The sequence below is a fragment of the Bradyrhizobium sp. MI1.10 genome (genome assembly GCF_055811035.1).
Window position 1 is genome coordinate 89406 of record NZ_JBVVPN010000028.1, and the last position, 9872, is coordinate 99277.

11 protein-coding genes are annotated in these 9872 nt (G+C 65.2%); 5 read left to right on the top strand and 6 right to left on the bottom strand.

All coding sequences use genetic code 11. The features are described from left to right. Nucleotides 1–236 precede the first annotated feature (236 nt). On the bottom strand, nucleotides 237–581 hold the full coding sequence (locus AC0L3K_RS26855; RefSeq protein ID WP_354169372.1) for a hypothetical protein: 345 nt from the start codon (nucleotides 579–581) through the stop codon (nucleotides 237–239). Here AC0L3K_RS26855 and AC0L3K_RS26860 point away from each other — a divergent pair. The 3 genes from AC0L3K_RS26860 to AC0L3K_RS26870 all read left to right on the top strand — a co-directional run bounded on the left by AC0L3K_RS26860 (nucleotide 580) and on the right by AC0L3K_RS26870 (nucleotide 3375). Then, nucleotides 580–1587: an RluA family pseudouridine synthase gene (locus AC0L3K_RS26860; RefSeq protein ID WP_473367197.1), complete on the top strand. Its 1008-nt coding sequence runs from the start codon at nucleotides 580–582 to the stop codon at nucleotides 1585–1587. The two genes, AC0L3K_RS26855 and AC0L3K_RS26860, sit on opposite strands and share 2 nt — an antisense overlap. A 217-nt stretch (nucleotides 1588–1804) precedes the next feature. Further along, a complete protein-coding gene (gene rpoH, locus AC0L3K_RS26865) occupies nucleotides 1805–2704 on the top strand; it encodes an RNA polymerase sigma factor RpoH (protein WP_007596598.1) in 900 nt (299 codons plus the stop codon). A gap of 329 nt (nucleotides 2705–3033) precedes the next feature. After that, nucleotides 3034–3375: a hypothetical protein gene (locus AC0L3K_RS26870; RefSeq protein WP_354202480.1), complete on the top strand. Its 342-nt coding sequence runs from the start codon at nucleotides 3034–3036 to the stop codon at nucleotides 3373–3375. Between the two features lie 51 nt (nucleotides 3376–3426). On the opposite strand, the gene AC0L3K_RS26875 is transcribed toward AC0L3K_RS26870, so the two are convergent. The 4 genes from AC0L3K_RS26875 to AC0L3K_RS26890 form a co-directional block, all read right to left on the bottom strand. Continuing rightward, nucleotides 3427–4053 (bottom strand): peptidoglycan recognition protein family protein, encoded by a 627-nt coding sequence (locus AC0L3K_RS26875; RefSeq protein WP_354169367.1) that lies wholly within the window; start codon nucleotides 4051–4053, stop codon nucleotides 3427–3429. A 34-nt stretch (nucleotides 4054–4087) separates the two neighbouring features. After that, nucleotides 4088–5299 carry a GGDEF domain-containing protein gene (locus AC0L3K_RS26880; RefSeq protein ID WP_219683005.1) on the bottom strand — a complete coding sequence of 404 codons (1212 nt, stop codon included), beginning with the start codon at nucleotides 5297–5299 and terminating at the stop codon, nucleotides 4088–4090. Between the two features lie 582 nt (nucleotides 5300–5881). Next, on the bottom strand, nucleotides 5882–6493 hold the full coding sequence (locus AC0L3K_RS26885) for a LysE family translocator (RefSeq protein WP_007596605.1): 612 nt from the start codon (nucleotides 6491–6493) through the stop codon (nucleotides 5882–5884). A gap of 56 nt (nucleotides 6494–6549) precedes the next feature. Beyond that, on the bottom strand, nucleotides 6550–6924 hold the full coding sequence (locus AC0L3K_RS26890; RefSeq protein WP_007596606.1) for a response regulator: 375 nt from the start codon (nucleotides 6922–6924) through the stop codon (nucleotides 6550–6552). A gap of 129 nt (nucleotides 6925–7053) precedes the next feature. Between AC0L3K_RS26890 and AC0L3K_RS26895 the strand changes: the two genes are divergently transcribed. Continuing rightward, nucleotides 7054–7887, top strand: coding sequence for an SDR family NAD(P)-dependent oxidoreductase (locus AC0L3K_RS26895; protein WP_473367198.1), 834 nt, complete (start codon nucleotides 7054–7056; stop codon nucleotides 7885–7887). Between the two features lie 190 nt (nucleotides 7888–8077). On the opposite strand, the gene AC0L3K_RS26900 is transcribed toward AC0L3K_RS26895, so the two are convergent. Beyond that, nucleotides 8078–8884, bottom strand: coding sequence for a lytic murein transglycosylase (locus tag AC0L3K_RS26900; RefSeq protein ID WP_473367199.1), 807 nt, complete (start codon nucleotides 8882–8884; stop codon nucleotides 8078–8080). Nucleotides 8885–9041: 157 nt separating this feature from the next. On the opposite strand from AC0L3K_RS26900, the gene AC0L3K_RS26905 reads away from it, so the two are divergent. Then, nucleotides 9042–9851 (top strand): OmpA family protein, encoded by an 810-nt coding sequence (locus AC0L3K_RS26905; RefSeq protein WP_473367200.1) that lies wholly within the window; start codon nucleotides 9042–9044, stop codon nucleotides 9849–9851. The last annotated feature ends 21 nt before the right edge of the window (nucleotides 9852–9872 follow it).

The window sequence follows — 9872 nt, forward strand, 5'->3', positions numbered from 1 at the left end:
CCACCGCATTATTTGTGGCGGGGTCCGGGGGTGGGGGGTGGTTTAACATGGCACCTGGGGGGCCGGCCGGGCCGTGGGCTCAATTCCCCCCACCCCCCCAGGACCCATCACCCCGAATGGGCGTGGTTAAGGCGAACCGGAACGACGATCTCGTGCGCGCAACCGGATTCGGTGGTTATGGGTCCTGGCTTTCGCCAGGACGACGGCTGAGGCGAGTTCCGCGCCCCAGGCCCGCCTTACGGCTCGTTGGCGAATTTCAGCTTTCCGGCCGGCCGCAAGGTGTGGGCGTCGAAGGTGCGGATCTCGGTGACGCCGCCGACATCGAGCGTGATCACGAGCCGGTCGCCGGCCACACCGCTCGAGACGATTCTGGCGCCCTTGGGCAGGGTGGCGGTCACGTCGCCTGCTGGCTCGGGCGCCCTTCCCTCGGACTTGAAAAGGCGGTAGCCCACCGCGATCAGCACGGCGCAGATTGCCAGCGCCGTGGTCAACCCCGCGATCAGCATCATCCGCCGCACCCGCGCGAACAGCGCGGCCTGCTCGGGGCTCGGTTCGGGAACAACGGTATCAGACGTCGTCATGGAAAATTCTGGCTCTGCGCAAAGGTTGGAGGTTGTCGTCGAGGGCTCCGAGGGCTCGACCCGGCTCGACCGCGTGCTGGCTGTGCACCTTGCCGAACTGTCGCGATCGAGGCTGAAAGCCCTGATTCTGGCGGGCGCGGTGAGCCTCAGGGACGCCGCGATCCGGGACCCCGCTTATCACGTCGCCTCCGGCGATACGATCACAATCGACGTGCCGGAAGCGGCCGCGCCGGAGCCGAAAGGCGAGGATATCGCCCTCGATATCGTGTTCGAGGACGACGACATCGTCGTCCTCAACAAGCCGAAAGGGCTGGTGGTGCATCCCGCGGCCGGCCACGAGACCGGCACGCTGGTCAATGCGCTGATCGCCCATTGCGGCTCATCGCTGTCGGGCATCGGCGGGGTGCGCCGGCCCGGCATCGTGCACCGGCTGGACAAGGACACCACCGGGCTGATGGTGGTCGCCAAGAACGACCTCGCGCATGCCTCGCTCACCGCGCAGTTCGCCGACCACGGCCGCACCGGGCCGATGCGGCGCGGCTACATGGCCTTCGCCTGGGGGCTGCCGGGCCGCCATCGCGGCACCGTGGACGCGCCGATCGACCGCCACCCGCATGCGCGCGAGAAGATGGCGGTGCGTCAGGGCGGCCGCGAGGCCGTGACGCATTGGGAGCTGCTGGAGAGTTTTGCCGGACGGGACGGCAAGCCGATCGCCGCGCTGCTCGCCTGCGAGCTCGAGACCGGGCGCACCCACCAGATCCGCGTCCACCTCGCCCACATAGGCCACCCCCTGATGGGCGACGCCGTCTACGGCCCGCATTTCAAGACCAAGGCAAACCAGCTGAGCCCGGAGTCGCAGGCCGTCCTGGCCGCGCTGGGGCGGCAGGCCCTGCACGCTTACCTGCTGGTATTGGAGCACCCGAGGACTGGAGAATTACTCCACTGGGAGACGCCTCTGCCGGAGGATTTGCTTCTCCTCCAGGGGGCCCTGAAAGCGGCGCAATGACGCAGGCCGCTTCAGAAATGCTTTACATTACAAAAAGTTATAGCTGCCACACGGGGACGTGACGTCAGCAATCCTTCCCTTTTTGCCTGCCGATGGAGTATATTGCGCTTGCGTTGAAGACCAACGCGGAACATCGCAGCACCGATCGGCTTTAACCAAGCGGTCGTCTGCCTGGCCCGCCGCTATCGGGGGCCTGAACCTGTTTGGAGGGCGCACTATGGCCCGTACAGCTACCCTGCCGGTCCTTAATGGCGAATCCGGCCTTTCCCGTTACCTCGGCGAAATCCGCAAGTTTCCGATGCTGGAACCCCAGCAGGAATACATGCTCGCCAAGCGTTGGCGCGAGCACGATGATCGTGACGCCGCGCACCAACTCGTCACCAGCCATCTCCGTCTCGTGGCCAAGATCGCCATGGGCTATCGCGGCTACGGCCTGCCGATCTCCGAGGTCGTCTCGGAAGGCAATGTCGGCCTGATGCAGGCGGTGAAGCGGTTCGAGCCCGAGAAGGGCTTCCGTCTCGCTACCTACGCGATGTGGTGGATCAAGGCGTCGATTCAAGAGTACATCCTGCGTTCGTGGTCGCTCGTGAAGATGGGCACCACCGCGAACCAGAAGAAGCTGTTCTTCAACCTGCGCAAGGCGAAGAGCAAGATTTCCGCGCTGGACGAAGGCGATCTCCGCCCCGACCAGGTGGCCATCATTGCCAAGCGTCTCGGCGTCACGGCCCAGGACGTGGTCGACATGAACCGCCGCCTCGGTGGCGACGCGTCGCTCAACGCTCCGATCCGCGACGACGGCGAAGCCGGCGAATGGCAGGACTGGCTGGTCGACAATTCGCCCAACCAGGAAGCCATGCTGGCCGAGCACGAAGAGTATGATCACCGCCGCGACGCCCTGAACGGCGCCATGGGCGTGCTCAACCCGCGCGAACGCCGCATCTTCGAGGCCCGTCGCCTCGCCGATGAGCCGATGACGCTGGAAGACCTTGCCGCCGAGTTTGGTGTGTCGCGCGAGCGCGTCCGCCAGATCGAGGTCCGCGCCTTCGAGAAGGTGCAGTCCGCGGTCAAGGGCACGATTGCAAAGGCCGAACAGGCCGCGCTGGAAGCCGCGCTCTAAGCGCGAGTTTCTAGCGCCAGAGATTGGCGGATCGACAAGAGACAGAAAGCCGGCGGCAACGCCGGCTTTTTTGTTTGGGGTGGGATGCCTCGTTCACGTGATGTGATGCGACACACCTGGCGCGCTGTCATGCCCCGCGCAGGCGGGGCATCCAGTACGCCGCGGCGCTTGTTGTAAGAGCGAGGTCTCCAATCCAGGTCTCTGGAATACTTGATCGCCGGCTAAACCGGGCGATGACAGCGGGGGTTGTGGCGGTGCCTTGAACCCGCGCTGCCGGTCGACCGACCAAAAGTATCGGGCCGACAGCATCAAGAGAACGGACACGCGCCGTGTCGATCATCCTGCAATCCACCGTCGGCGGCTTCTCCGCCCAGTTCATGCGCAAGCTGCCGCTGGTCGAGCAGGCGATGCGCGACCACGGGCTCGAGCCGTCGGAGTTCGTGATCTCGAAGGACTATGCCTCGACCGCGACGATCCCGCTGATGGGTCCGTTCTTCTTCAACTACAGCGTCTATTTCGGCGACGAGACATTCACCGTCACCGAGCCGAACGACATGGTGTTCCTGGACTACTTCTTCAAACGCGTGCTCGCGGCGGACGGCCCGCCGGAACTGCCGCAGCGGCCGGGCTTGGTCAGGCGGCTGTTCGGCTGGATGTCGCAGCCGGTGTGACCTCTCTCGTCATTCCGGGGCGCGTAGCGCGAACCCGGAATGACACGCAAGCTACTCCCCCCATGTCCGCGCCAGCGTCGCGAGCCAGCAGCCTTCGCAATAGCGGGCGTCCTTGTAGTCGATCCAGTTGTGCGCATAGACGTGGTCGAGTGGGATGCCGTAGCGCGCGCGCAGGATTTGGACGAGGATCTTCCACGCCGCGACCTGCGCCGCGGTCGGGCCCGTGGTGACGTCGGGATAGTTGCCGGCGAACTCGACGCCGATCGAATTGTCGCGCACCACCTGGCGATAGGTCGGCTTGTTGTCGATGTACTTATTGTCGTTGCGGTTGGCACCGTCGCCGTGGGTCGGCACCAGGTTTTCCGCGACCGCCCAATAGACGGTGCCGTCGGTCTCGACCCACAATGTGACGCCGCGACGCGTGGGATTCTTAGCCTGCACCTGCGCGCCGCCGCGCGCCGAGCCTGCCGGTCCCTCGGTCTGGTGCACGATGATGTTGCGCCAGGGTTTTGCGTTGCCGACATCGCCCCATGGCGCCAGCCACACCATCTTCAGGCCGGGAATGTCGGGCGTGCCGGAGGCGCGCGCGAGCTTTGCGAGCTCGGCGTCGGTCGCGGCGGCGGGTGTGATCAGAATGAGAGCGGCGAGAACGGCCGCGAGCAGGCGAGAGATCATCATGCGGGTCCAATGCGGACCAGAGATTAGCACGCCCTTACGCGAATTTGCGCAAGGCCTCGCCTGGACCGATCGGGTCAGGCATGAGCGGCGGCGCCGGATCGTGGACCGCAAAGTCGTTCTTGCCGTTCTTCTTGGCGGCATAGAGGGCGTGGTCGGCATGCGCGATCAGGCGGTCCGGAAACTGGCCGACGCCGCGGTCCCACTGCGCCACCCCGATCGAGATCGCGATCGGGATGTCGATGCCGGTGCAGTTGACGGCATCCTGGCGGCAGACCTCGAGCACGCGGCGGGCGATCACAGCCGCCTCGCGCAAGGTCGACGACGGCAGCACGACGCAGAATTCGTCGCCGCCGGTGCGGGCAAGCATGTCGCCGGGCCTCAAGCGCGTCTGCGCCATCAGGGTGAAGTGCTGCAGGCAGGCATCGCCCGCGGCATGGCCATGGGTGTCGTTGACGGCCTTGAAGCCGTCGAGATCGATCACCAGCAGCGAGAACGGCTCGCTGCTGCGCTCCGAGCGGGCGCATTCTTCACCCAGCCGCTGCAACAGGTGCCGCCGGTTGGCGACACCGGTGAGATCGTCGAGCAGCGCGAGGTCGGCAACTTCGTTGCGCAGGCGGTCCATCGCCATCAGCAGGAAGCCAAAATTCAGCGTCATCGACAGGAACAGGAGCCCCAGCACCATGACGGCATGAGACTGCCCTCCGGAGACCGACGAGAAATCGCCGCCGAGCAGATTGCCGACCGCACGGGCCGCGAAGATCGCGATGATGGTGATGATCACGATGCCGGAGAGCCGGGCTCCCGGACTGGCGCGGCCTTCCGGCGGCGAGAGCAGCAAACGCAGCGATAGCGCCAGCGGGAGCGCCTGTCCGAGCGAGTAGCTGAGCATACGCAGCTGCATGTGATCGTATGCGACCATGAAGAACACGACGCCGCCGAGGCTGAGAATTCCCGTCGCGGTCATGAGGCGCCAGGACACCGGCCGACCGTAGAAGCGCTGAATGCCCATGGCGGCAAGGCAGCTCGCCGCGATGACACCGGCGGCTCCGAGCAGAAGCGGGACAGGCGAAACGACGAAAAGGCGGATCAGGGCCGCCATCGTGCCGGTCGCGCCGACGAAGCACGATGCCATCCAGAACCGCGCGGCCGCGAATTTCGGATAGGAGCGCGTCACGTAGGCCCAGATCAGGCCGAGCGCCAGGAAGTTGACGACGAACACGGTCCAGAGCGTCGGCACGTTCAGCATGGCGCGCGCCACACGCGCAGCGTCGCGCCCTCTGTCCCTGCCAGCTGTCCGTTCATGACCCGTCCCCGTTTTCTTGCGGAGGACAATGCGGCCGTCGCGCTTAACGGAGTCTCACTGCGATCCGCGAAAACATGCCTTTGGTTTTGGATTCATGAACGGCTGGCGCATTGTCGGATCGTTAGGCATGGCCGGCGATGCGGATTCGCGGGCCAAAATCGCCAGAAAACGCATCTGAGCTGTGGATAACGCGATGACACGGATGTGACAGCGCGGGGCAGAAGCGCGCGAATCTGCTGAGTTCGTCGTCGAGGATGTTGCGAGGCTGGCCCTCCGCCGAGCATCCCTCGTGTCGCGTTTCACCATTAACCCTGAAGAGGATCCTATGGCTAAGAAAGCGAAGAAGGCGAAGAAGGCGACGAAGAAAAAGGCCAAGAAGGCAGCGAAGAAGAAGTAACGAAGCTTCTTATTCTTTGCCCGGGTGGAGCTCGCTCCGCCCGGGCGTCGGGTGGGAGTTCTGAGTTTGAAGACGGCGGGCGCAAGGCCCGCTTTTTTATTGGCTGCCGCCTTTATCGGCTGGAGACGCTACCGCTCCGCGAACGCCAGCTTGGCGCCGAGCGCGGCGAAGCCGGCAGCAAAACTCCGGCGCAGCCAGGCCATGACGCGCGGGCGGGAGATGACGCGCTCGCGCACCGAGGCCGCACAGAGGCCGTAGACCACGAACACCGCAAATGTCATCGCCATGAAGGCGCCGCTCAATTCCAGCATCCGCGCCAACACATGGGCTTCGTCCGCGGCGATGAACTGCGGCAGGAAGGCCAAAAAGAAGATCGACAGCTTTGGATTGAGGATGTTGATCAGGAAGCCAGTCACGATCACCCGGCCGACCGAACGCTCGCGGATCTCGCCGTCGACTGCCAGCGCCCCGGTCTCGCGCAGCGCCTGCCAGGACATGTAGAGCAGATAGGCGACGCCGCACCATTTCAGTGCGGCGAAGGCGAGCGCGCTGGTGTGGAGCACGGCGGCGAGCCCCAGCATCGCGGCCGTCATGTGCGGCACGATTCCAAGGGTGCAGCCAAAGGCGGCCGCGATGCTCGCGCGCGAGCCGCGGGTCAGCGCGGCGGCCAGCGTGTAGAGCACGCCGGTGCCGGGCGAGGCGACGACGATCAGCGAAGTGAGCAGGAAGGACAAGGTCATGGACCGACCTTATCACCGCGCCCGGGACCACGAAAGCCGGCCAGCCGGACCGACCGTCAGGACAGCTGCGCGATCTCGGCCTCTCGGAGCACGTCGAGCGGCGCCCAGGGCTTGGCCCAGAACTTTGCGCCGTCGGGCAAGGCCTGCATCAAGGGGCGGCCGGAGGTGACGACGATGTCGAGCCTGGGGTTGCGGTCCTTGGCGACGTGCGCGAGCTCGACCCCGTTCATGCGGCCGGCAAGCTGGACGTCGGTCATCATCAGGCAGAGCACGCCCGCGCTTTTGTCGAGCACCAGCTCGGCCGCCTCGGCGCTCTCGCACTGAATGACGTCGTAGCCGCTTTCTTCGAGAAGAAGACTGAGCATCTCCCTCTGCATGAGGTCGTCTTCCACGATCAGTGCGGTGGCGCGAAATGGCTGTGCTTGTCCCATCGGCGGCTCCCAATGCTGCCTGTCTTCATCAAGTAACGTAGGTTAAGGTGGGAACCGCGATGCGGTTCGGTTCCAATATGAAAAAATGTAAATCATGGTTCCGCTCGAGAGGCTCGACGGGGGGTCATCATGACTGCGATCCGCGGCGCCGCCGCCGTCACCGGAGCGGCAAGCGGCATCGGCCGCGCGCTGGCGATCGAGCTTGCGCGGCGCGGCTGCGATCTCGCCCTCGCCGATCGCGAGGAGGCCGGGCTGAAGACGCTCGCGGCCGAGATCGGAGCTGCATGCAAGGTCAGCCTGCATCGCCTCGACGTCAGCGAACCCGACGACATCGCGCAGTTCGCGCGTGACGCGACCACCGCGCATCCCGCGCTCGGCATCGTCGTCAACAATGCCGGCGTGGCGCTGATGGGCTCGTTCGAGGAGATCGACCAGGCGCAGATGGACTGGCTGTTCGACATCAATTTCTGGGGCGTGGTGCACGGCACGCGCGCCTTCCTGCCGCATCTGAAGACGATGGGCGAGGCGCACATCGTCAACCTGTCCTCGATCTTCGGCATCATCGCCCCGCCGGGACAGTCGGCCTATGCCGCGGCGAAATTCGCGGTGCGCGGCTTTTCCGAGAGCGTGCGGCACGAGCTTGCGATGGCGGGCAGCGCCGTGAGGCTGTCGGTGGTGCATCCCGGCGGCGTCGCCACCGCTATCGCCCGCAATTCGCACACCGGGGTCGGCGTCACCGACAATGCGCGCCGGTCGCAATCGATCGAGCGGTTCGAGAACGCAGCCAAGACCACGCCGCAAGACGCCGCGCTGCGCATCATCAGGGGCATCGAAAGAAACGAGCCACGCATCCTGATCGGTAACGACGCGCGCTTCATGGATCTCCTGCAGCGCTTCCGCCCGGGAACGTACTGGGCGCCGTTACAGCGCAAGCTGGAGAGAATGGCGAAGGGGACGAAGTGAGGCATGAGGCGAATGGCATCATTCACCCGCGGCCGTCGTCCTGGCGAAAGCCAGGACCCATAGCCACCGAATTCAGTTTGGCGAAGACTGCCAGTTACCAGGTACGTGACTGCCAGTCGTTGTAACGAGTCCCGCCTGGGGTAATGGGTCCTGGCTTTCGCCAGGACGACGGCGGAGAGACGTCACGCCCTCACTGCCCCGCCAGCCGATCGGCAAAATACCCGATCGTCTTGCGATAGATCACCGCCCTGTTCCATTCGCGCATGGCTTCGAAATTGGCGGTGCCTTCGCCGTAAGGCTGGCCCATCTTGAAGCCGCTGGTGTGGAGCAGGTTCGCGGTCGAGGCGAGCACGTCGGGGACGCTGTGGCGGAGATCGACGTGGCCGTCGCCGTCGAAATCGACGCCGTACTTGATGTAGGAGGACGGCAGGAACTGGGTCTGGCCGATCTCGCCCGCATAGGCGCCGATCAGGTCGCGCAGCGGCAGGTCGCCGCGCTGCACGATCTTCAACGCCGCAAGCAGCTCGCCCTGGAACAGCTCGGTGCGGCGGCAGTCATGCGCGAGCGTCGCCAGGGTGCGGATCACCGGCAGCTTGCCGATGTCGCCCTTGCCGAAATCGCTCTCCAGCCCCCAGATCGCAACCAGGATATAACGGGGCACGCCGAACTGCTGTTCGATACGCGACAGCAGTGCGGCGTGGCGCTGCAGCAGTGCCTTGCCGCCATTGATGCGGCCAGGGCCGACACGGGTCGAGACATACTGCTCGAAGCTCTTGTTGAAGGTGTAGCGCTGGCGCCGGTCGAAGGCGAGCACCGCGCCGTCCTGCTGCACACCGCTGAGCGCCGCGCTGGTCACGCTCGCCGAGACGCCGGCTCCTTGCGCTTCCGAGGCCATGCTGGCGACAAAGCTGTTGAAGTCGCCGCCGCAGCGCGCGGCTTGCGCCGATCCGCCGGCCAGACAGGCGATGAAGGCGATGGCCAAGGCGTATTTCGACATTCGGATGAATCCTACAGGGAATGGGCGGGAGAGCGGCGCACGATCATGCCCGGGAACCGGATTCGCGTCAAAGCGGCAAATCCTCGCCAGAACCGATCGCTGCCTGCCTGCGACAAATCAAATGCGCTCGCCCCCTCCCCAACCGATCGAGATGACCATGTCTATGTCCATGTCGCGCCGCATGCTCGGCGTCCTCGCATCGCTCTCCCTCACCCTGACGGCCGCTTCCGCGCAGACGCGCGATGTGGCCGGTGGCCGCGACTATCCCGGCATCGGCCGGTTCGCCGGCAGCGTCATCACCGGCTATGTGATGAAGGATTTTGACGCGGCGCGGATGCAAGCGGCTCCCTTCAGGGACGGTCAGCCCGCCAATGCGCGGCGGCTCGAGGGTCGCGTCTTTCGCATCGCCTATCGCACCAATCCCGGCCCCTCGATCCTGGAAGTGTCGCGCAATTTCGAGACGCAGTTGGCGAAAGCCGGCTTCGAGACCCTGCTCGCCTGCGACACCGATGCTTGCGGCGCCATTCCCTTTACTGAAGCTATCGACACGCTGCCAGTCCCGCAGATGTGGGTCGATGGTTTCAACTACCGTTACTACGCCGGCCGCAAGACCGAGGGCGGACGCGAGACCTTCGCCAGCGTCCTGGTCAGCCAGAACAACCAGGACATCACCGCGCAGGTCACCGTCGCCGAGCTCGGCGCCATCGCGAACAAGATGGTGGATGCCGCCGCGATGGCGAAAGGACTCGGCGAGACCGGCCACATCGCGCTCTACGGCATCTATTTCGACACCGACAAGGCGGTGCTCAAACCGGAAAGCCGCCCGACGCTGGAGCAGATCGCAAAGCTGCTGACGAGCCAGCCGCAGCTCAACGTCTTCATCGTCGGCCACACCGACAGCCAGGGCGCCTATGATGGGGTGGACGCCCCGCCGACGGCATCGATGTGCCAAAGTGGAGGTGTTTAGCACCACTTAAGGGAGGCGTCC

Excerpts from the sequence above, each read along its gene's own strand:
- AC0L3K_RS26860 (WP_473367197.1), top strand. The coding sequence starts at position 580 with ATGGAAAATTCTGGCTCTGCGCAAAGGTTGGAGGTTGTCGTCGAGGGC.
- AC0L3K_RS26855 (WP_354169372.1), bottom strand. The coding sequence starts at position 581 with ATGACGACGTCTGATACCGTTGTTCCCGAACCGAGCCCCGAGCAGGCC.
- rpoH (WP_007596598.1), top strand. The coding sequence starts at position 1,805 with ATGGCCCGTACAGCTACCCTGCCGGTCCTTAATGGCGAATCCGGCCTT.
- AC0L3K_RS26875 (WP_354169367.1), bottom strand. The coding sequence starts at position 4,053 with ATGATGATCTCTCGCCTGCTCGCGGCCGTTCTCGCCGCTCTCATTCTG.
- AC0L3K_RS26880 (WP_219683005.1), bottom strand. The coding sequence starts at position 5,299 with ATGCTGAACGTGCCGACGCTCTGGACCGTGTTCGTCGTCAACTTCCTG.
- AC0L3K_RS26885 (WP_007596605.1), bottom strand. The coding sequence starts at position 6,493 with ATGACCTTGTCCTTCCTGCTCACTTCGCTGATCGTCGTCGCCTCGCCC.
- AC0L3K_RS26890 (WP_007596606.1), bottom strand. The coding sequence starts at position 6,924 with ATGGGACAAGCACAGCCATTTCGCGCCACCGCACTGATCGTGGAAGAC.
- AC0L3K_RS26895 (WP_473367198.1), top strand. The coding sequence starts at position 7,054 with ATGACTGCGATCCGCGGCGCCGCCGCCGTCACCGGAGCGGCAAGCGGC.
- AC0L3K_RS26900 (WP_473367199.1), bottom strand. The coding sequence starts at position 8,884 with ATGTCGAAATACGCCTTGGCCATCGCCTTCATCGCCTGTCTGGCCGGC.
- AC0L3K_RS26905 (WP_473367200.1), top strand. The coding sequence starts at position 9,042 with ATGTCTATGTCCATGTCGCGCCGCATGCTCGGCGTCCTCGCATCGCTC.